Origin of the sequence: Microcystis protocystis FBCC-A270, from assembly GCF_050500235.1 — a bacterium.
Lineage (GTDB): Bacteria > Cyanobacteriota > Cyanobacteriia > Cyanobacteriales > Microcystaceae > Microcystis > Microcystis ichthyoblabe_A.
Genome location: NZ_CP191407.1, coordinates 4,562,557 through 4,582,939, shown reverse-complemented (window position 1 = coordinate 4,582,939; position 20,383 = coordinate 4,562,557). Strand labels below are relative to the sequence as shown.

Sequence of the window (20,383 nt, the reverse complement as noted above, 5' to 3'; positions counted from 1 at the left end):
CTGTTGACACTAAGTTAAATTCTTTTCTGCTACAAAGTCCTCCCAGCACCGCACACCACCCGAAAACCGCTGCCGCTGTCGTCGTCGAGGCGGTTGAGGCTGCGGCGGTAAGCGGAACGGCAGCTATCTGGATTGTTGCACCGAGAACCGCCCCGCATAGGAGAACGATTATCATTTCCCTTTTCTATCCAAGCACTGCCATCCGTCGGCGCACCGTCATAGTTATCGTGCCAAGTATCGGCGCACCATTCCCAGACATTGCCGTGCATATCGTACAGTCCAAAGGCGTTGGGAGGAAATTGTCCCACGGCAGTCGTTTCTTTTCGATATTCTCCCTTCACTTCCTCGGCGTAGGTTTCGCTGGCACGGTAGTTAGCCAATTCCCCCGTAATGGTTTCCCCAAAGTAAAATGGGGTGGTGGTTCCAGCACGACAGGCGTACTCCCATTCCGCTTCACTCGGTAGTCGGTATTCCCTTCCCGTTAGTTTCGATAATCTCGCGCAGAATTCGATCGCATCGTACCAGTCGACTTTTCCCACGGGACGGCGATCGCTGTCGAAACGGGCTTTGAAAGGGTCTAGGTAAAGGTCAACTTCTAAATCCGTGCGAGAGGCGATCTCTTCCCACAGGGCCTGGGTGATGGGATACTTGCCCATGAAGAAGGGTTTAATCGTTACTTCATGTTGTGGTCTTTCCCGTCTATATCCTTCCCAGTTAAATTTGTTCACCAGTCTTTCGATTTCCTCGCCTTCCGTTCCCATCAGGAAAGTTCCCCCCGGTATGGCAACCATTTCTAGGGTGGTGATGCCGTAGCCCAAATCTTCGCTGAAATATTGGGACTGTTTCGACTCTTTTTTAATTAGCTCACCCTTCGCATTTGCTCGCACGATCTCAAAGTTAAATACTGATAACGGTGGCGTGACGATTACGGTCTTTTTTGGTTCTTCTGGAACGATTACCGGTTGTTTTGGTTCTTCTGGAACGATTACGGGTTTTTTTGGCTCTTCCGGTTCAGGATTGAACTGATGGGTAATTGCTCTTTCTAGTTGCTCAAATCCGTCTTCTTCCCAATAATCAAGCCAGTGGAGGTCTCGCAGGTTCAACCCATACTCCTCCTGTCGCAGGTCGGGTATATCGCATTCATCCAATCTCAGCGGAATGAGGTAGATTGAATTCGGCGGTCTGTCAGCATATTGATTGAGGGCCATTTTAAATTCCCGCTGCACGAATCCTTGTTTAGCAATCGAGCGTTGGGAGAGACAAGCGATGAACAGTTGACTATCTGCGATCGCCTTGGGGATGACTGAACGCCAGTTTTGACCCGGAATCAGGTCTTTTTTATCTAACCAAGGTTTATATCCCGCTTGCTTAAGGCGCTCATGCAGTGCCAAAACTGCTGGTTTGTCCTCACTAGCGTGAGCTAGGAAAATTTGGATATCTGACTTTTTCATAACTTTTTCTTATGACCACAAGTAGGGGAGAGCCAGATTAACTGGCAGAAAATCTCTAAATAGGGCTTGCTGAAAAAGTACGGGCGAAGCATTCGGATAGAAAATCTCCAGTTTCACCGATAGGTTATTGCCCGAATGCTTCGCCCCTACAGGACGCGGGCCGATGAAGACGCAAGGTTTTGAAGGACGATTCTCTCAAAATCTGGAACCTGTTTCAAGAGAAGAGCCACAAAACCCTTACCTTGCCTACATTTCACATTTATTCAGCCAACCCTAAATAAACCATTTAATTGATTATTACTCATTCTTAATTCTCCTGTCTCCTGACTCCTGACGACCGGCTCCTAACCCCACCAACAAACTTTTTCAGCAAACCCTAGTTAATTATTTTTAGCTAGTTGACTAACAACCCATGCTCTTAAATTCTTTTCTGCCCTCACTTAATCCTCTTTAGCAGTGGCTAAAAATTCCTAGAGTTTAGTTTTCGGAACTAGGGGAAAAGTGCAGGGTAAGCGCATCTTAACAATCCTTGACAATTGTTAAGCAAAAATCGACCAAATGGGTCGAGTTCGCCCCTACAAAATCGACCCGCCTAAGGGCGGGAAAGAAAAGAAAAAAGAAAAAATAGGGAATGAGGGTAAAAGGGGAAAAAGGAAAAAGGGTTAGAGAGTCCTCCCAGCACCGCACACCACCCGAAAACCGTAATTGTTGATGCGGTTGACGCGGCGGAAGTAGTAGTCGTAGCGAATCGCGGAACGGCAGTAAGTAGGATTGTAGCCCCAGGAACCGCCCCGCAGAGGAGAACGATTATCATTACCATTTTCTATCCAGACACTGCCATCCGTCGGCGCACCGTCATAGTTATCGTGCCAAGTATCGGCGCACCACTCCCGGACATTGCCGTGCATATCGTACAGTCCAAAGGCGTTTGGGGGAAATTGTCCCACGCGAGTTGTTTCGTTTCGATATTCTCCGTTCAGTTCATCGGCGTAGGTATTACTGGCATTGTAGTTAGCCAATTCCCCCGTAATGGTTTCCCCAAAGTAAAACGGGGTGGTGGTTCCAGCACGACAAGCGTATTCCCATTCCGCTTCACTCGGTAGTCGGTATTCCCGAACCGTTAGTTTTGATAATCTCGCACAGAATTCGATCGCATCGTACCAGTTGACTTGTTCCACGGGACGGCGATCGCTATCGGGACGGTCTTTAAAATAGGCTGGCTTGAAATCAAGGTCTTGTTTAACTTTTAAATCCGTGCGAGAGGCGATCGCTTTCCACTGGGCCTGGGTGATGGGGTATTTACCCATAAAGAAGGGTGGGACAGTTACTTCATGTTGTGGTCTTTCCCTTCTAAATCCTTCCCAATTAAATTTTTTAACCAGTCTTTCGATTTCCTCATCTTCTGTTCCCATCAGGAAAGTTCCCCCCGGTATGGCAACCATTTCTAGGGTGATGCCTTTGCCCAGATCTTCCCTGAAATATTGGGACTGTTTCGACTCTTTGTTAATTTGCTCACCCTTAGCATTTACTCGCACGATCTCAAAGTTAAATATTGATAAGGGTTGTTTTAGCTCTTCTGGTTCAAGCTTGAACTGATAGCCAATTGCTCTTTCTAGTTGCTCAAATCCGTCTTCTTCCCAATAATCAAGCCGGTGAATATCTCGCAGATTCAAGCCAACTTCTGCAAGTCGCAGATCAGGAATTTCGCATTCTTCTAACCTCATGGGAATAAAAAAAATTGTCCCCGGTAGCATCTCTCCCAAGGTATCAAGTGCAATCCTCAACTCCCGTTGGATGTATCCCTGCTTATTAGCCGATTTCCCTGACAGACAGGCGAGAAAAATCTGACTAGCTTTAATCGCTTTCGGAATTTCATCTCGCCAAATTTGACCCGGAATCAGGTCTTTTTCATCCAACCAAGGTTTATATCCCGCTTGCTTAAGGCGCTCATGCAGTGCCAAAACTGCTGGTTTGTCCTCACTAGCGTGAGCTAGGAAAATTTGAATCTCTGACTTTTTCATAACTTTTTCTTATGACCACAAGTAGGGGAGAGCCAGATTAACTGGCAGAAAATCTCTAAATAGGGCTTGCTGAAAAAGTACGGGCGAAGCATTCGGATAGAAAATCTCCAGTTTCACCGATAGGTTATTGCCCGAATGCTTCGCCCCTACAGGACGCAGGCCGATGAAGACGCAAGGTTTTGAAGGACGATTCTCTCAAAATCTGGCACCTGTTTCAAGAGAAGAGCCACAAAACCCTTACCTTGCCTACATTTCACATTTATTCAGCCAACCCTAAATAAACCATTTAATTGATTATTACTCATTCTTAATTCTCCTGTCTCCTGTCTCCTGACGACCGGCTCCTAACCCCACCAACAAACTTTTTGCCGCAAACCCTAGTTAATTATTTTTAGCTAGTTGACTGACAACCCATGCTCTTAAATTCTTTTCTGCTTTAACTTCATCCTCTTGAGCAGTGGCTAAAAATTCATAGAGTTTAGTTTTCGGAACTAGGGGAAAAGTGGGACTAAATTCTCCTTCCTGATAAACCCCCTTTTCTAACCGATAAATGCGCCAGATTTGTCCATTAAAACGCCATAATTCCGGCACTCCCAAACGGGCATAAAGTGCTAATTTATTAATATCCGTGTGGGTTATATCCACTTCCACCACTAAATCTGGGGGCGGATCTTCAGTTAAATTAATCCTTTTTCCTAGCACTTTAGCTTGATTTTGAATATAGTAAGCATTGTCAGGTTCTGCCCCCCGTTCTAAATCTTCCCTAGCTAGAGTTGTGGAACCCAGACTTTTAATTTTTAAACCCAATTCTACCACCAAAATCCGAATAAATAATCCGATTAATTCTCGGTAAAACTCGTGTTCTTCTAGGGGCATAGTAATCTCTAAAGTACCACGATCATAAAATAAATGGGCGCGATTATTTTCCCCTATTGCCTGTAAAATTTGCTGATAGGATAACCAACTGAGATGATTAAAAACTACCCGTTTTTCGCCCCTAATTTGCTCAGTATTTAACTCCAGAGGAACTGTCACCATAATTACCTCAACTTTCAGCTAGTTGACTAACAACCCATGCTCTTAAATTCTTTTCTGCCCTGACTTCATCCTCTTGAGCAGTGGCTAAAAATTCATAGAGTTTAGTTTTCGGAACTAGGGGAAAAGTGGGACTAAATTCTTCTTCCTGATAACCTTCCTTTTCTAACCGATAAATGCGCCAGATTTGTCCATTAAAACGCCATAATTCCGGCACTCCCAAACGGGCATAAAGTGCTAATTTATTAATATCCGTGTGGGTTATATCCACTTCCACCACTAAATCTGGGGGCGGATCTTCAGTTAAATTAATTCTTTTTCCTAGCACTTTAGCTTGATTTTGAATATAGTAAGCATTATCGGGTTCTGCCCCTTGTTCTAAATCTTCCCTAGCTAGAGTTGTGGAACCCAGACTTTTAATTTTTAAACCCAATTCGGACACTAAAAAATAGATAAAACGTCCAATTAATTCTCGATAAAACTCGTGTTCTTCTAGGGGCATAGTAATCTCTAAAGTGCCACGATCATAAAATAAATGGGCGCGATTATTTTCCCCTAGGGCCTGTAAAATTTGCCGATAGGATAACCAACTGAGATGATTAAAAACTACCCGTTTTTCGCCCCTAATTTGCTCAGTATTTAACTCCAGAGGAACTGTCACCATAACTGCCCCGAAAAGCGAAATTTATGCCCAAAAAAGGGGGTTGATTCACCCCCTGACCATCTTAATTAAACCAGTGCCGGAACCTGGGGCCAACGCCCGATCGTCTTACCAATGACCGCTAACTCCTGAGTTAATCGATCGAATCGGTCGGGGGTCAAGGATTGCGGCCCATCAGATAGGGCCTTCGCTGGGTTAGGATGCACCTCGATCATCAAGGAATCAGCCCCAGCTGCCAGGGAAGCCATGGCCATGGTCGGGACATATTCCCATTTACCCGTACCGTGGCTAGGATCGATCATGATCGGCAGGTGGGTTAAAGTTCTTAAAACGGGAATACAGGATAAATCTAGGGTATTGCGAGTATATTTACTGTCAAAGGTGCGGATACCGCGTTCGCAGAGAATGACATTGCTATTTCCTGCCGCGAGGATATATTCTGCCGCCATCAACCAATCTTCAATAGTGGCCGCCATGCCGCGCTTGAGTAGGACTGGTTTCGGTTGCGCCCCAACTTTTTTCAGGAGGGAAAAATTCTGCATATTGCGGGCCCCCACCTGCACCACATCGGCTATTTCGACAATCTTATCGAGATCCGCCGCGTCCATTACTTCCGTGATAATACCCAAACCACTGGCATCTCTAGCCGCCGCTAGTAATTCTAAAGCGCTTTCCCCGTGACCTTGGAAAGCATAGGGAGAAGTGCGGGGTTTGTAGGCACCACCCCGGAGGAATTGCGCTCCGGCTGCTGCCACTCGTTTGGCAGTTTCCACGATCATCGCCTCATTTTCCACCGAACAGGGGCCGGCGACAATGCTAACGGTATGATTTCTGCCGATGGGGATAACACCGTTAGGAGTGGGGACTAAAACCTCGCTGTATTCCCCGTGACGGTATTCTAAAGAGGCGCGTTTGAAGGGTTGTTCGACTCGCAGGACGGTTTCGATCCAAGGGCTTAATTCTTGGATTTGTAGGGGGTCTAATTCCCTGGTTTCTCCGACTAAACCGATGACAACTTTATGCTTACCGACGATTTTTTCGGGACTTAATCCCCATGCCTCGAATTCGGCACTGACGCGCTCGATTTCAATTTCCGGGGAACCAACTTTCATGACAATAATCATGGCATTAACCCTTTATTTTTTCCTTTAATCTCTATTGTTGACGATTTCTAGAGGTTATCTATTTTTCTTCCACTTCTTTTTTGCCGGACCGCCAAGCAGCGATCGTTCTGCCAAAATTAGCTTGAAATTCTTGCCATCCTAGCCAATCCCCCACCCGATCCTCGTCCCAAGAAGCGGAGAAGATGCCATAACTCAGACCGATAAAACCTAGACCAAATAGGCTTAAACTGACGAGCATGGCGACGTAGGAAGGGATTTCGAGAAGATTGTGGCTAATAATCCAGTAGAAGCCAAAAAAGGAAGTTATCCCCAATACTGTCGGAATGCCACAAAATACCGCCATCCGTTTGGCCATCCGTTGACTGACCGCTTGGGGAATTGCCTTTAAGCTGGTTTCCTCGGAGCGATTCTTTATCGGCGGTGGCACGGGACTAGGGGCAATTTTCGGGGTTTTTCGCTTATTTTGGCGCGGCTCAAAGGGAAGACGCTCTTTTTTCTCCGTCGATTTCGATTCAGAGGCCATGGTAGGGATGCAAGGGGGGTAAGCTTAACGGCGAATTCCGAGACGACCGATCAGGGTTTGATAACGTTGTTGATCTTTCTTCTGAATATAGGTTAACAGTCCCCGACGACGACCGATCATCTGGAGTAATCCCCGGCGGGAAGCGTGGTCTTTTGGGTTAGCTTTCAGGTGTTCGGTCAGTTGGTTGATTCTCTCGGTTAAGAAAGCTACCTGTAACTCCGATGATCCTGTATCGGTTTCGTGGGACTGATATTGGCTGATTAGTTCTTGTTTTTTGGTCTGGGTTAAGGCCATAGGACTCGTGATCTCTGCTTAAACACTGCAATCTATTATAGTATCACGTTTCTGGTCGATCCGTAAACATTGTTCGGGTGATAGGGTGATGAGACAACTTCCCCACTTCCCACACCCCATTTCCCCATTGCCGCAAATCATGGCAAAATCTTAGACATAGCGTCTAACTTACCCTGAAGATTCCATGCTGTTAAAATCCACGACCCGTCATATTCGCATTTATACGGCTGAAGTAAAAAATAATCAATTAATCGAGAGTAACAATGTTTTGACTCTTGATGTGGATCCCGATAATGAATTTAATTGGGAAGAAGTGGCTCTCAATAAGGTTTATAGTAAGTTTGATGAATTGGTAGAGTCCTACAATGGGGAAGAACTGAGCGAATATAATCTCCGTCGCATCGGTTCAGATCTGGAACATTTTATCCGTTCTCTCCTGCAAAAAGGCGAAATCAGCTATAATCTCAATGCCAGAGTCCAGAACTATAGTATGGGTTTACCAAAATTAGGGTGAACGATCCCGCGTCAGTCCCCACCCGGACACCTAGGCAGGTGGGGAATTTGCATCGCAGCAATGAGGAATTTCACGAATTGGGGTGAGGGAACAATGGCTCTTCTAGGTTCTGTGTGATAAGTTCAACTTACATAGGATCGATCTTTGTGTCCTTTGTGTCTTTGTGGTTCGTTCCACCCCCGCGCTAGGGGGAATATATCTTAGAGTACATTTTACCCACCAAATCCAAGAGATAAGTGGTCGTGCAAAATTAATTTCCTAGTCGAGACGGTTGAGGGGAGACAGCTATCAGAGATAGGATTTGAGTTTTCAGTTCGCTGTTCACTGTTTACTGATCACTGAAAACCTCCCCACTTCCCACCCAATCTAGGGAAATTACACTTTTACCACGTTGCTAAAAGAGATTTTCAGGTAATCATCTTCCATTTTTGCTCCGGAAGGTTTCAGGGCTGCCAAAGCTTGGGGTAAAACTAAATTACGACGGTGATTACCAATGCGAATATTTAACTCGTCTCCAGTTTTATTTAGTTGTATCTGTTCCTTGGGTATGCCGGGTAAATATAATTCCAGACTGTAGTTATTTTCCTGTTGAACTACCCGAATGGTGTTTTCGTGGTAATAAACCTTAGTCGGATCTTCCCCAGCAAAAAGAGTTTCTTTCAGTCTTTCTAAAGCGGGTAAACCACACATTTCTTCGGAGTAGAGAGGAACTTCCTTAACTGGTAAGGGATGAAAATTATCGTAAATTTCCTGTTTATAACCCTGTTGATTTTCTTTCCAACGAGCAAAGAAAGGATCGGTTACTTTGTCGGGAATAATCCGATTAGCAATAATTAAATCGGTAGAAACATTATAGAGACTTAGATAGGCATGGGCGCGTAAAGACTCCTTAATCACCATTTTTTCGGGGTTTGTCACCAAACGTACCGAGGTTTGAGTATTATCGGTCAAAACCTTTTCCAAAGCCTCGATCTGCTCATAAAACTCGTAGGGAGCGTCCATAACTTCCTTGTCCGGTAGGGAAAAACCGGCGATCGGTCGAAAAAAAGGTTCCACCAGTGGTCGCAATGCCACCGACATTCCCTGTAAAGGTTTGTAAAATCTTCTCATGTACCAACCGCCCACCTCTGGCAAACTCAACAATCGTAAAGCTGTCCCCGTGGGTGCGGAATCGATAATCAACACATCATAAGTACCCTCATCGTAATGGCGTTTCATGCGAACTAAGCCGAAAATCTCATCCATTCCGGGTAAAATCGCTAATTCTTCCGCTTGCACTCCATCTAAACCCCTAGCTTGCAATACCTGAGTAATATAACGTTTTACTGCGCCCCAGTTGCCTTCTAACTCCATTAGTGCATCTAATTCTGCTCCCCAAAGATGGGGACGTACCAAACGAGGATCGTGACCTAATTCGAGATCGAAACTGTCAGCGAGAGAGTGAGCGGGATCGGTGCTGAGAACTAGGGTTTTATAGCCAAGTTCGGCGCAGCGGAGTCCTGTAGCGGCGGCGACGGAGGTTTTACCCACGCCTCCTTTACCGGTCATGAGAATTACACGCATGGGGGCTGATTCTAAGAAAGTTTACATTACTTATTCTTATTATGACGGGAAAGTTAACAAATTGAGGACAAGAATCAGCATTCTTGGCTATAAAATTCAACTCCTTGACCATCACCCCGGGGAATTAGGCTCTGTTCAAAAAATTGCTGACAGCGATTTTCGGCATCAGCGACGAGAACTTTGGCAAAATGACCGTTTTCGAGAACTTCTTGCCTCGGACGTTGTTCGTAGGCATAGATAATCAAAATATCTCCGGGTTGACAGAGCAGCGCCGCACCACCGTTAGGGCAAATTTCCCCGGTTTGGCCAGGAAAAACGTAGGTGGAAAAGCGCTTACCATTGCTAAGATTGACCACATCCACCTCTTCAAGGGGCAAAATACCGACCCGCTCAATCAATTCTCGATCGATAGTGATACTGCCGACATAATCGACGTTAGCCTCGCTGACGCGCACTCGATGGAGTTTGGCGTGCATTAATCGAATTGTTCCCATGTATTTTTTCCTATTTCCCCCAATTACCTCAATTATTATGCTCTCCCAGTGGGAATGTTTACTAAAAAATCTCGGTCAATGGCAAGGTTCTTTTACTCGTCTGTCTCCCCAAGGCGACTTGATCGAAGATACCCCGACTTTGGTATCTTTGCAAGGCATTAATAATAATCAATCGATTCGTCAATTGGTTCGCCGTCTCTACAGCGATCGAGAGCCGGAAGATTTAATTTTAGAGTATAGTTCTCTGCATCAGGGTATTCTATTTAGCCAGACGGGAGCTTTTTGTCAAGGTTCTCTATATTTTAGTAGTTTTTCCTCACAATTCGGAGCAGAATTTGGCTTAATCTCTGGAGAAAGACGATTAAGAATCGTACAGTTATTTAATGAACGCTGTGAGTTCGATCGCTTGACTTTAATTCGGGAAAAATTAGTTGATTCTCAGTCACCAGAAAGACCGATGTTAACGGTGGAGCAATTACTGGGTCAATGGCGAGGACAAGCAGTGACAACGGGACGGGATTTTTATAATTCTGCTGCCTATTCTACCCATATCTCGATCGAGCGTCAGGGGGATAATTATCTCTCGCAAACTTTGACTTTTGGTGATCATCAAATCACTTCTAGCGCTCGTATTGAGGGACAAAGATTGGTGTTTGAAAATAGTCCGCTGCCGATGCAAATTCTACTGCTGCCCGATGGAGCTTCCTGTAATACACCTCTGAAAATTACTGCCGGTCATCCTTTTGTTTTAGAGGTAGGTTGGTTACTTTCTCCTACTCAAAGACAGCGCCTAATTCGTTCTTATGATCAGAAGGGAGAATGGACGGGTATTACTCTGGTGACGGAGGAAAAAGAAAACTATTAGACTATTATCTATTATACTATAGCAGTTTTCATTAGCATGAGCCATAGGCAAGGGGCTTAAACCCTTTGTTGGCAAAACTTGTCGATACCTCAGTGATGTGAAAAGTGCTATATTAAGTTCCAGTCTATTATAAGTACCTAAGCAAAATTAATTACACATTTCGATAAAACTTTTGCCTATTGCCTATTGCATGAGTGCCTATCCTAACCAAGAAATCAATTTTGCACGACTACTTACTAATATACTAGCCCCCTACTCCTCACCTAAGGGAAGATTTTTGATTTTTGCAAGAGGTCTCATCAAGAGAGCCGTCTTTTTTCTAACCATGCTAGGACACTTTGAACATCCGCCACTTTTTCTCCTTCAGGTACAGGTGGACGTTGTACCATGACCACGGTTATTCCCAACTCTCTAGCGGCGATAATTTTGGCGTAAGTGGCATCACCGCCGCTATTTTTGCTCACGATCACCCCAATCTTATATTCTTGTAAAAGAGAGCGCTCTGACTGTAAGGAAAAAGGCCCCCGTTCCAATAATAATTTTCCAATCGGTACGATGGCATCTGGTTCCGGAGGGTCAATCATCCGCATCAAAAACCAGATATTGTTTAAATGTGCATAACTTGCCAGTTCTTGCCGACCAATAGTGAGAAATATCCTCGGTGCTAACTCTGGTAAAATATTCGCCGCCGCTTGATTGTTTTCTACTTCAATCCAATTATCTCCAGATACTTTTTCCCAAGCTGGACGACTTAACATTAATCGAGGAATACCACAATCCGAGGCGGCTTGAGCGGCATTAAAGGAAATTTGTGCGGCAAAGGGATGGGTGGCATCAATTAAACAATCAATGCCTTCTTGCCGCAGATAATTGGCTAACCCAGTGGCACCACCAAACCCCCCCCGGCGAGAGGGAGTTGTGAAAGTAATCGGTTCTCTCGTGCGACCGGCAAAGGAAGCGATGGCATCTATACCCGGAATTGCCGCAATTTTAGCCGCTAATACCGCCGCTTCCCCTGTTCCCCCTAAAATCAGCACTCTTTTATTTTTAGTCATCTAGCAATCGCCAAAAGGTTAACTAATTTTCCATCTTCCTACCTTCCCTTGCAAAGGAAAGAGATTTTGGGGGTTAGGTCACTCTACTTTTTCCCAAAAACGAGGAATCTGTGCTAAGTTACCACAAAGTTTATTTTCCGAGCAGATGCTCAGAAGATAGACCATCAATCAAGGCCAATTTCACCCTTTTTGTCTTTAGGAGTTCCAAAAATGACTAAAAATCAGCAAATTCTGGCAAAAATCGGGGGAGGTAGCCTTGCTCTCCTTCTTTCTTTGGGCTTAGGGCAACAAGCTTATGCTGTCACCCTCGTTGAGAACTTAAGTCAATCAAATTCAGACACAGGAGGTATAACCTTTGACTACTTGTGGCAAGGATCAAGCTTTACCACTGGCAGTAGCAGTTATAACCTTAATTCTGCTACTCTTTTGTTCCAAGAATTCAGCGCCAGTACCGACTTGTTTGTTCGTCTCTATAGCGACAACAGTGGACAACCTGGCACTGTGATAACGAATTTTACTAACCCTACTCCCATTACTACCACTCTCACCAATAACACCTTTACCTTGGCTACTCCGCAAGCATTAGCCGCTAATACCACTTACTGGTTAGTCAGTGGTACAACTGGTGGAGGGGAGTATTATTGGGGTTATACTAAATCTTTCAATCAAACAGGACTACCCGGTTGGACGATTGGTGATGGTTACGTTTTCAGTTCAGATCAATCAGCATCTTGGGACACTGATCCTACGGGTGGGCCTTACCAATTTAGCCTTGAGGGAACAGAGAACGCTCCACCCACTAGCGTCCCCGAACCGGGTTCCGTGGTTGCCTTGTTAGGATTGGGAGGATTAGGGTTAGCTTCTAGCCTGAAGAAACGGAAATAGGAACAGTAGGGTGGGGGCGACTCGATTCTCTTGTCTCGTGCCAAGGTTCCATCTGGCAATGGGAAAAAGGAGTGTCTCCCTCCCTTACCTGATAGGTTATATATGTAGGGTTTGCTGAATAAAGCTAAAAACCTTGTTGGGTAAGACTTTTAGACTTTTTGAAATCAAAAAGTACCGGATATGGGAGTGATCGGGGGGAAATTTAGGCACTTTTTCCCTGAAAATTAGGTAATTGACCGCCTGAAAATGGGTAAAACCCCACACCCCACACCCCACACCCCACACCCCACACCCTGCCCCCACCAACAAACTTTTTGCCGCAAACCCTACTTAAGTAGTCATGCAAAATAAATTTCCTAGTGAAGACAGGCAAGAGGCAATAGGCAAGAGGCAAAAGCTTTATCGAAATGTGTAATTAATTTTGCTTAGGTACTTATCATCTACCTATCTTAAAAACTTGACATTTCTACACTAAATTCTATATTCTGCGGACGAGGCCGTACAACCTAGCGAGTTAATCTGTGCTAAGTTACTACAAACCTTTTTTCCGAGCAGATGCTCAGAAGATAGATCATCAATCAAGAACAATTTCAACCTTTTTGTCTTTAGGACTTCCAAAAATGACCCAAAATCAGCAAATTCTGGCAAAAATCGGGGGGGGGTAGCCTTGCTCTCCTTCTTTCCCTAAGTTTAGGACAACAAGCTTCTGCTGTCACCCTCGTTGAGAACTTAAGTCAATCAAATAGTTTTTTTGAGACTGTATCATTTTTCCAGTGGACAGGAAAAAGCTTTACAACTGGCAGTGGCAGTTATAACCTTAATTCTGCTACTCTTTTGTTCCAACAAATCAGCAGCGCCAGTCCCAACTTGTTTCTTCGTCTCTATAGCGACAACAGTGGACAACCTGGTACTGTGATAACGAATTTTACTAACCCTGCTTCCATTACTACCACTCTCGCCAATAACACCTTTACCCTGACTACTCCGCAAGCATTAGCCGCTAATACCACTTACTGGTTAGTCAGTGGTATTTCTTCACTTACTGGATTGGGGTATTTATGGGGTGTTGCTAACTCTAACAATCAAACAGGACTCCCTGGTTGGACGATTGATGATGGTTTCGTTGCCAGTTCCGATCAATCAGCATCTTGGATTATTCTTCCTACGGGTGGCCCTTTACAATTTAGCCTTGAGGGAACAGAGAACGCTCCTCCCACTAGCGTCCCTGAACCGGGTTCCGTGGTTGCCTTGTTAGGATTGGGAGGATTAGGGTTAGCTTCTAGCCTGAAGAAACGGAAATAGGAACAGTAGGGTGGGGGCGACTCGATTCTCTTGTCTCGTGCCAAGGTTCCACCTGACAATAGGAAAAGTCAGCGTCTCCCTCCCTTCCCCGATAGGTTACACAAGAGCTAGAACCTCTGGAAACGAGGTAATCGAGAAAAAGTCTTTCTCTACTGCTCACCACAAGGGAGAGAGCCAAGAATTGAAAAAAATGGTTTCTAAGTAGCTGGACACAATTAATTACATAAGTGGCTGGTTATAATTAAATTGAAGATAGATTTTGGGTTCGATCCCCCCTGCCCCCCTTGATAAGGGGGGTGCCGGTAGGCGGGGGGATATGATAGTTTTTGAGTAGAAAAGGGATTTCTCGGAGAAACCCCTTTTCTGTGCGTTACTCAGACAATAACCTCGCGCACTGGGAAGCGGAACCCTGAAACCATTTTTTAGCAAGGCTTCCACTGATATTCAGCCAACCCTAATTAACTTAACAATATAATCCCTGAATCCACTGCCATTCTTGGGTTAATCCTTCGGCTAAAGAGACTTGGGGGTTATAACCTAGAATAGTACGCGCTTTGGTGACATCGGCGGCGGTGTGACGGGCATCTCCCCGGGCCAATCCTTGATGCAGTCGCTCGATCGGTTTACCGATGACTTTTTCCATGGTATCCAAGACATCCAGTAAAACCACGCGACTGCCACCACCAATATTAAACACCTCACCCACCGCTTCCGGCACGACGGCAGCGGCTAAATTAGCGGCTACAGCATCGCTAATGAAGGTAAAATCGCGGGTTTGTTTGCCATCCCCGTAGATGCCGATTGGTTTACCAGCGATCGCTGCTTGAAAAAACTTATGGAAAGCCATATCGGGACGTTGCCGCGGTCCATAAACGGTGAAATAACGCAAGGCAGTGACGGGAACGTTAAAATTCTGGTGATATAGCCAACAGAGTCTTTCTGCCGCTAATTTGGTGATGCCGTAGGGTGAAACTGGTTGGGGACAAAGGGTTTCCGGAGTCGGCATCGTTTCCGCATTGCCATACACCGAGGAAGTGGAAGCAAAAACCATCCGTTGTAAAGAAGGGGTTTCCTTAGCGGCCTCAAGGATAATTTGAGTAGCATTTATATTCCTTTCGGTATATTGACGAAATCCATCACCCCAGCTTGCTCTGACTCCTGCTTGGGCTGCCTGATGGAATAATACTTCTACTCCTTGCAACAGTTGTCTCCAGTCGAGGGATTGTATATCCGCTTCAATTAACTTAAATTCGGGATATTTTGCTAGAATATGGGCATTTTGGCGCTTTAAACTGGGGTCGTAATAATCGTTAAATTGATCGATACCGATCACCTGATCTCCTTGTTCTAAAAGCTTTTCTGCCAAGCTAGAACCTATAAAACCCGCGACACCAGTAACAATATGAGTAGCCATTTAATCCTAGTCGTTGATATTTTGTATCGATTGTAATCATTTTTGTTCTTTTTACCGCAATTAATTTCCGCCGTCCGCTGTCAGCTTTTAGGGATCAAAATCGATAGATTAGATCTCTTGCAAAAATCAAAAATCTTTCTTTAGGTGAGGAGTCACGAGCCAGTAGTCATACTAAATCCGTTGAGTACAGGCTAGTTATGAGGAGAGGCAAAAGGCAAAGGGGAATAAATAATCAGTTTTTAATAACTGGATTTAGTATCAGTAGTCAGGAGAATTAAGAATGATCATTAATCAATTAAATGCTCTATTCAGGGATTTTATGCAATTTTATGCCTATTCTTCTCATTTTTAAACTATCAAAAATTAATTATGCAAGAACTCTAATGTTTACAGATAGTTCTAACAATCCAAAAGAAGACTTCAGGAGGATCAATCCAAAATTATCAAATCATCGCCTAATTCAGCAACGCTTATCATAATTCTAACAACAAAAAAGCACCCCCTCGCGGGAGTGCCTTTTCGTTCAGACTAGGAATTAACCATTGATAGCGGGAGCGGTCAGAGCTACAGGAGCCTGTTCACCACTAGCTAAGTCTAAGGGGAAGTTGTGAGCGTTGCGCTCGTGCATTACTTCCATACCGATACCAGCGCGGTTTAACACATCGGCCCAAGTACCGATTACACGACCTTGAGAATCGAGAATCGACTGGTTGAAGTTGAAACCGTTGAGGTTAAACGCCATGGTGCTAACACCCATTGCCGTAAACCAGATACCGATTACCGGCCAAGCACCCAAGAAGAAGTGCAGGGAGCGGCTATTGTTGAAAGAAGCGTATTGGAAGATTAAACGTCCGAAGTAACCGTGAGCGGCAACGATATTGTAGGTTTCTTCCTCTTGACCGAATTTGTAACCGTAGTTCTGAGATTCGATTTCAGTGGTTTCACGCACTAAGGAAGAAGTTACTAGAGAACCGTGCATCGCGGAGAACAGAGAACCGCCGAACACACCAGCCACACCTAACATATGGAAGGGGTGCATCAGAATGTTATGTTCTGCTTGGAACACGAACATAAAGTTGAAGGTTCCAGAGATTCCTAAAGGCATACCATCAGAGAAAGAACCTTGTCCGATGGGGTAGATTAAGAATACAGCAGTAGCGGCGGATACAGGTGCAGAGTAAGCCACACAGATCCAGGGACGCATTCCTAAACGGAAAGACAGTTCCCACTGACGACCGAGGTAGCAGAAGACACCTAGTAAGAAGTGGAAAATGACTAACTGGTAGGGACCACCGTTGTATAACCACTCATCTAAGGAAGCAGCTTCCCAGATGGGGTAGAAGTGGAGTCCAATCGCGTTGGAAGAGGGAACAACCGCACCGGAGATGATGTTGTTTCCGTAGAGCAGAGAACCAGCTACAGGCTCGCGAATACCGTCGATATCTACGGGAGGAGCGGCGATAAAGGCGATGATGAAGCAGGTGGTGGCGGTGAGCAGGGTGGGGATCATGATAACACCGAACCAGCCGACATAGAGACGGTTGTTGGTGCTGGTGATCCACTGGCAGAACTGCTCCCACAGGGAAGCGCTCTCGCGCTGTTGTAGAGTTGTAGTCATGGTTGGATAATTTCTGTATGTATTAGGTTGTCAAGGTTCGTTGTTTGACATGAGTTAATACTATCGGCTTTTTATAGTTATGTAAAGGGGTTTTAAGAAATGTTTTTTTATCAATGTCATAACTTTTACTTATATAATTGATGTTCAGGTAAACTAGAAGCAGACAAATTCTGCAAAAATAAGCGATGATACCCGAAATTACTGCAAAACTATTGGAAGCGAAGAAGGAAAAAGGACTGAGTTTCGCTGACCTAGAAGCGATTCTAGGACGAGATGAGGTGTGGATTGCCGCTGTTTTTTACCGGCAAGCGAGCGCCTCCCCAGAGGAAGCAACGAAAATTGTGGCAGCTTTGGGACTGGGAACCGAAATCGTCGCATCCTTAACCGAGTATCCTGTCAAGGGATTGGGTCCGGTTGTCCCCACCGACCCCCTGATTTATCGTTTCTACGAGATCATGCAGGTGTATGGAATGCCCCTAAAATCGGTGATTCATGAAAGATTCGGCGATGGTATTATGAGTGCGATCGATTTTACCCTCGACGTGGATAAGGAGGAAGACCCTAAAGGCGATCGCGTTAAAATTACCATGTCGGGTAAGTTTTTACCCTATAAGAAGTGGTGAGTCCGGCCAAAGTCAACGGTAAGGGATTTCTATTCCTTGCCGCTCTTGCTATTTTTCTTAACCAAACTTAACAATTGACGGCAAAATTTTGCTTGCTTTTTTTTTGCAGATTTTGAGAGAATTTAAAATAGATTCCAGCGCTCAATCGCCCAGGAGATATAATGACGATTCAACCTCAAGAAATTTTAGAAAAGCTTCAGTGGAGATACGCTGTCAAAAAATTTGACCCGTCTAAAAAAATTTCTGAAGCAGATTGGTTTATCTTAGAAGAAAGCTTGAGACTGGCTCCTTCTTCATATGGTTTGCAACCCTGGAAATTTATTGTCGTTCAAGATCCAAAAATTCGTGCGGCACTTACTCCGGTCAGTTGGAATCAAACTCAAGTAGAGGATTGCTCCCACTATGTGGTACTTGCTACTCTTACCAAAATTGAAGTAGCATATGTCGAGAAATTCGTTGCAAAAATAGCTCAAGTTCGAGAATTAGATGTCGCTTCTCTGGAGAATTATAAGAATCTGATGGTGTCAGATTTAGTTAATGGGCCACGCTCAGCAATTGTTCAATGGTGGTCTCAGCGACAGAGTTATATTGCGATGGGAATGCTGATGGAAACCGCCGCCTTGCTCGATATTGATGCTTGTCCACTAGAAGGAATCGAGCCAGCGGCTTATGATCGTATTCTGCAATTAGAAGGTAGCGGCTATGCAGCAGTAGCAGCAGTGGCTCTCGGCTATCGCTCCTTAGAAGACAAATATCAACTGTTGAAGAAAGTTCGCTTTGATTGCGATGATGTTATTGTCTGGCATTAGTACAATAAGACTATATCAGTTGAGGGATTGTTTATGAATCGAGGAAAACTGGTTGCGATCATTACTAGAGCGATTGCGATTGCGATTGCTTATTTAATTCTAGTGCAATTACTAGATTTTCGTGGAGAAATGATACCCGCTCCTCCACTCTTTTTGGGATTTTAGATTTTAGATTTTGGATTGCGAGTTTCCCTTGTTCCAAGGCTCTGCCTTGGAACACAATATCTAAGGCTCTGCCTTAAAATAGTATTCAGGTAGAACCTGGGAACGAGATCTTACTCATAACTGATAACTGATAACTGATAACTGCCTAACCTAAATCTCTGTCTTTAGTGACGGTAATTTCCTTAGATAAATGTCGATACCAAGTAAAATAGAGACCGATGGAAAGCAAAAGAAAAACCAAAGCCAAAATCTTCAAACTTTGCCACTGCTTGATGATTAAAACAATCCCCATCATAAAGAGGACTAATTGCCAAGGAACGGTGAGAAAAGCGGCGATGATATCCCGTTGATTTTCCGCTTTAATTTTTGCCTGTAGGTTAGGTTTAACACTGTGACGGACTTCTCCCCAAAAGCCAAAAGGTCGGGTAACATTATAGAAATTTTCCATAACTAAACTATCGGTGGGAGGAGTTAACAAAGTAGCGATAATACAGCCAGCTAAAGCGAACAAACTCGGCACAAGAAAGAGAATAAGTTCCTGATATTGACTGTGACGAAAGAAAGGTAAAATTATCGCTTGTGAGGCAATAGCCGCAATCATTCCTGCTAAAGTTCCCACTGCAAAACCATAACCATTAAAGCGCCACCAATACCAACGTAATAGGAGAGGAACTGCTAATCCTACCCCTAATCCCGTGGTTAACCAACCCCAAATATCATTGACATTTTGGATATTAAAACTCAAAACTAAGCCAATTACGACCACAAAAACCGAGGCCAGACGACCTTGAAAAACTAACTCCTGTTCTCCCGCATTTGGTTTCAAAAAAGCTTGATAGATATCTTTGACCCAATAGGCGGCACTAGCGTTGATAACTGCGTTAAAAGTGGACATAGCCGCCGCTAAAAAAGCAGCAATTAATAACCCTTTCATCCCCACCGGAATGTATTGAGTAATCACCGTGGCCAGAATTCTTTCTGGATCTGTAATCGTGCCTTCGGTTAAACCGTAGTGAATACCTAAAACCGCAAAAGCTGTGACTAGAGGCCAACGGAAAGAAAGCAGAATAATCCAGAATAAAGATAATAAACCGGCATCTCGATCGCTTTTGGCCGCTAGGTATCGTTGTAACATATAACCACCGCTGCCGCTGCAACCTTCGATGATGGTTTTAACTAAATAAAAGAAAATCACCCCACCAAACAAATTAAAGATGGCATAATCTCCGGGTAAATCCAAAGTCATCGAAGGGAAAATACTAGACCAGTCGCTTAAATTCCAAGTTTTTGGCTCTGCTGCCCCTGGAATTGCTACCGTGAAACTATCGGGAAGATTAACAGTAAAAAAGGCCACTGTCGATACATAAATGACCGCCACAAAAATCAGAAACCCTTGAAATAAATCGGTAATTACCCCACCATAGAAACCACTGGCCACCGTATAAATCAAGGTTAGAAGAATTAATATCACCGAAGCAAGACGATCATCCATACCCAGAAACTGCCCTAAAAATTTCCCCCCCGCAACGGAGAAATAACTCATCGCACCGATAGAGAATAAGAGAGTGGCGACGGCGCTAATAATTCGGGCAAAATTTCCCTGTTTTCCCGGTCCAAAGCGAAATTGCATCCATTCCGCCATGGTCATAACTTGGGCCCGGCGATTCCATTTGCCCATAAAAGCCATGAGAAAGGCCATAATTAGGACAACACCGCCGCGGATTTCGATAAATAGTCCTTTGGGTCCGACGGCGTAAATTAGGGCAGAAATGACCATAGTTCCCGCTAAATCGGTGTTAGCCGCCATTCCCGACACCCCTAACATCCACCAGGGCAAATTGCGATTACCCAAAAAGTAGGATTCTAGACCTTGAGAAGCTTTTTTCTCGGCGATAATCCCGATTATTAGGGTTCCTGCCAGATAAAGCAGCACAATTACATAATCAATTAACTGCATAGTTTGGATC

Annotated in this window: 19 protein-coding genes; 6 read left to right on the top strand and 13 right to left on the bottom strand. The window is 44.5% G+C overall.

Annotated elements, in window-relative coordinates:
- Window positions 1–29: 29 nt before the first annotated feature.
- The 7 genes from ACQY1X_RS22430 to rpsO form a co-directional block, all read right to left on the bottom strand.
- Entirely contained in the window at window positions 30–1,451 is a 1,422-nt protein-coding gene (locus tag ACQY1X_RS22430) for an SUMF1/EgtB/PvdO family nonheme iron enzyme (protein WP_430015156.1), read from the bottom strand.
- A 662-nt stretch (window positions 1,452–2,113) separates the two neighbouring features.
- Complete coding sequence (locus ACQY1X_RS22425; protein ID WP_430013581.1) at window positions 2,114–3,472, bottom strand: SUMF1/EgtB/PvdO family nonheme iron enzyme; 1,359 nt, start codon at window positions 3,470–3,472, stop codon at window positions 2,114–2,116.
- 381 nt (window positions 3,473–3,853) lie between these two features.
- Window positions 3,854–4,510: a Uma2 family endonuclease gene (locus tag ACQY1X_RS22420; RefSeq protein ID WP_069475708.1), complete on the bottom strand. Its 657-nt coding sequence runs from the start codon at window positions 4,508–4,510 to the stop codon at window positions 3,854–3,856.
- Between the two features lie 7 nt (window positions 4,511–4,517).
- Window positions 4,518–5,171: a Uma2 family endonuclease gene (locus tag ACQY1X_RS22415; RefSeq protein WP_430013580.1), complete on the bottom strand. Its 654-nt coding sequence runs from the start codon at window positions 5,169–5,171 to the stop codon at window positions 4,518–4,520.
- Window positions 5,172–5,236: 65 nt separating this feature from the next.
- A complete protein-coding gene (gene aroF, locus ACQY1X_RS22410) occupies window positions 5,237–6,292 on the bottom strand; it encodes a 3-deoxy-7-phosphoheptulonate synthase (RefSeq protein WP_002750796.1) in 1,056 nt (351 codons plus the stop codon).
- 58 nt (window positions 6,293–6,350) lie between these two features.
- Complete coding sequence (locus ACQY1X_RS22405) at window positions 6,351–6,815, bottom strand: PAM68 family protein (RefSeq protein ID WP_002738795.1); 465 nt, start codon at window positions 6,813–6,815, stop codon at window positions 6,351–6,353.
- 24 nt (window positions 6,816–6,839) lie between these two features.
- Window positions 6,840–7,109: a 30S ribosomal protein S15 gene (rpsO, locus tag ACQY1X_RS22400; RefSeq protein WP_002741886.1), complete on the bottom strand. Its 270-nt coding sequence runs from the start codon at window positions 7,107–7,109 to the stop codon at window positions 6,840–6,842.
- A gap of 184 nt (window positions 7,110–7,293) precedes the next feature.
- On the opposite strand from rpsO, the gene ACQY1X_RS22395 reads away from it, so the two are divergent.
- Window positions 7,294–7,623, top strand: coding sequence for an NAD(P)H-quinone oxidoreductase subunit M (locus tag ACQY1X_RS22395; protein WP_002738864.1), 330 nt, complete (start codon window positions 7,294–7,296; stop codon window positions 7,621–7,623).
- Window positions 7,624–7,998: 375 nt separating this feature from the next.
- Here the strand turns inward: ACQY1X_RS22395 and ACQY1X_RS22390 are convergent, their stop codons facing one another.
- Both ACQY1X_RS22390 and panD read right to left on the bottom strand, forming a co-directional pair.
- Window positions 7,999–9,186, bottom strand: a complete 1,188-nt coding sequence (locus ACQY1X_RS22390) for a TRC40/GET3/ArsA family transport-energizing ATPase (RefSeq protein ID WP_287231710.1) — start codon at window positions 9,184–9,186, stop codon at window positions 7,999–8,001.
- A 74-nt stretch (window positions 9,187–9,260) separates the two neighbouring features.
- Window positions 9,261–9,680, bottom strand: a complete 420-nt coding sequence (gene panD / locus ACQY1X_RS22385; RefSeq protein WP_002758245.1) for an aspartate 1-decarboxylase — start codon at window positions 9,678–9,680, stop codon at window positions 9,261–9,263.
- Window positions 9,681–9,717: 37 nt separating this feature from the next.
- Between panD and ACQY1X_RS22380 the strand changes: the two genes are divergently transcribed.
- A complete protein-coding gene (locus ACQY1X_RS22380) occupies window positions 9,718–10,545 on the top strand; it encodes a DUF3598 family protein (protein ID WP_016514764.1) in 828 nt (275 codons plus the stop codon).
- Window positions 10,546–10,844: 299 nt separating this feature from the next.
- Here the strand turns inward: ACQY1X_RS22380 and ACQY1X_RS22375 are convergent, their stop codons facing one another.
- Window positions 10,845–11,600: a cobalt-precorrin-6A reductase gene (locus ACQY1X_RS22375; protein ID WP_430015155.1), complete on the bottom strand. Its 756-nt coding sequence runs from the start codon at window positions 11,598–11,600 to the stop codon at window positions 10,845–10,847.
- Between the two features lie 210 nt (window positions 11,601–11,810).
- Here ACQY1X_RS22375 and ACQY1X_RS22370 point away from each other — a divergent pair, with 210 nt between their 5' ends.
- Together ACQY1X_RS22370 and ACQY1X_RS22365 are read left to right on the top strand one after the other, a co-directional pair.
- A complete protein-coding gene (locus tag ACQY1X_RS22370) occupies window positions 11,811–12,485 on the top strand; it encodes a choice-of-anchor R domain-containing protein (protein ID WP_430013578.1) in 675 nt (224 codons plus the stop codon).
- A 630-nt stretch (window positions 12,486–13,115) separates the two neighbouring features.
- Window positions 13,116–13,787, top strand: a complete 672-nt coding sequence (locus ACQY1X_RS22365; protein ID WP_430014705.1) for a choice-of-anchor R domain-containing protein — start codon at window positions 13,116–13,118, stop codon at window positions 13,785–13,787.
- Window positions 13,788–14,250: 463 nt separating this feature from the next.
- Here ACQY1X_RS22365 and ACQY1X_RS22360 read toward each other — a convergent pair whose 3' ends face one another.
- Window positions 14,251–15,201: an NAD-dependent epimerase/dehydratase family protein gene (locus tag ACQY1X_RS22360; RefSeq protein ID WP_430013577.1), complete on the bottom strand. Its 951-nt coding sequence runs from the start codon at window positions 15,199–15,201 to the stop codon at window positions 14,251–14,253.
- A gap of 535 nt (window positions 15,202–15,736) precedes the next feature.
- Window positions 15,737–16,819 (bottom strand): photosystem II q(b) protein, encoded by a 1,083-nt coding sequence (psbA, locus tag ACQY1X_RS22355; protein WP_002731626.1) that lies wholly within the window; start codon window positions 16,817–16,819, stop codon window positions 15,737–15,739.
- Between the two features lie 185 nt (window positions 16,820–17,004).
- Between psbA and cynS the strand changes: the two genes are divergently transcribed.
- Together cynS and ACQY1X_RS22345 are read left to right on the top strand one after the other, a co-directional pair.
- On the top strand, window positions 17,005–17,442 hold the full coding sequence (cynS, locus tag ACQY1X_RS22350; protein WP_002738671.1) for a cyanase: 438 nt from the start codon (window positions 17,005–17,007) through the stop codon (window positions 17,440–17,442).
- 161 nt (window positions 17,443–17,603) lie between these two features.
- Window positions 17,604–18,251: an NAD(P)H-dependent oxidoreductase gene (locus ACQY1X_RS22345; RefSeq protein WP_002750834.1), complete on the top strand. Its 648-nt coding sequence runs from the start codon at window positions 17,604–17,606 to the stop codon at window positions 18,249–18,251.
- 310 nt (window positions 18,252–18,561) lie between these two features.
- Here ACQY1X_RS22345 and ACQY1X_RS22340 read toward each other — a convergent pair whose 3' ends face one another.
- A complete protein-coding gene (locus ACQY1X_RS22340; RefSeq protein ID WP_430015154.1) occupies window positions 18,562–20,373 on the bottom strand; it encodes a sodium:solute symporter family protein in 1,812 nt (603 codons plus the stop codon).
- Window positions 20,374–20,383: the final 10 nt, after the last annotated feature.

Coding starts and splice junctions, on each gene's coding strand:
- ACQY1X_RS22430 (WP_430015156.1), bottom strand. CDS start 1,451: ATGAAAAAGTCAGATATCCAAATTTTCCTAGCTCACGCTAGTGAGGAC.
- ACQY1X_RS22425 (WP_430013581.1), bottom strand. CDS start 3,472: ATGAAAAAGTCAGAGATTCAAATTTTCCTAGCTCACGCTAGTGAGGAC.
- ACQY1X_RS22420 (WP_069475708.1), bottom strand. CDS start 4,510: ATGGTGACAGTTCCTCTGGAGTTAAATACTGAGCAAATTAGGGGCGAA.
- ACQY1X_RS22415 (WP_430013580.1), bottom strand. CDS start 5,171: ATGGTGACAGTTCCTCTGGAGTTAAATACTGAGCAAATTAGGGGCGAA.
- aroF (WP_002750796.1), bottom strand. CDS start 6,292: ATGATTATTGTCATGAAAGTTGGTTCCCCGGAAATTGAAATCGAGCGC.
- ACQY1X_RS22405 (WP_002738795.1), bottom strand. CDS start 6,815: ATGGCCTCTGAATCGAAATCGACGGAGAAAAAAGAGCGTCTTCCCTTT.
- rpsO (WP_002741886.1), bottom strand. CDS start 7,109: ATGGCCTTAACCCAGACCAAAAAACAAGAACTAATCAGCCAATATCAG.
- ACQY1X_RS22395 (WP_002738864.1), top strand. CDS start 7,294: ATGCTGTTAAAATCCACGACCCGTCATATTCGCATTTATACGGCTGAA.
- ACQY1X_RS22390 (WP_287231710.1), bottom strand. CDS start 9,186: ATGCGTGTAATTCTCATGACCGGTAAAGGAGGCGTGGGTAAAACCTCC.
- panD (WP_002758245.1), bottom strand. CDS start 9,680: ATGGGAACAATTCGATTAATGCACGCCAAACTCCATCGAGTGCGCGTC.
- ACQY1X_RS22380 (WP_016514764.1), top strand. CDS start 9,718: ATGCTCTCCCAGTGGGAATGTTTACTAAAAAATCTCGGTCAATGGCAA.
- ACQY1X_RS22375 (WP_430015155.1), bottom strand. CDS start 11,600: ATGACTAAAAATAAAAGAGTGCTGATTTTAGGGGGAACAGGGGAAGCG.
- ACQY1X_RS22370 (WP_430013578.1), top strand. CDS start 11,811: ATGACTAAAAATCAGCAAATTCTGGCAAAAATCGGGGGAGGTAGCCTT.
- ACQY1X_RS22360 (WP_430013577.1), bottom strand. CDS start 15,201: ATGGCTACTCATATTGTTACTGGTGTCGCGGGTTTTATAGGTTCTAGC.
- psbA (WP_002731626.1), bottom strand. CDS start 16,819: ATGACTACAACTCTACAACAGCGCGAGAGCGCTTCCCTGTGGGAGCAG.
- cynS (WP_002738671.1), top strand. CDS start 17,005: ATGATACCCGAAATTACTGCAAAACTATTGGAAGCGAAGAAGGAAAAA.
- ACQY1X_RS22345 (WP_002750834.1), top strand. CDS start 17,604: ATGACGATTCAACCTCAAGAAATTTTAGAAAAGCTTCAGTGGAGATAC.
- ACQY1X_RS22340 (WP_430015154.1), bottom strand. CDS start 20,373: ATGCAGTTAATTGATTATGTAATTGTGCTGCTTTATCTGGCAGGAACC.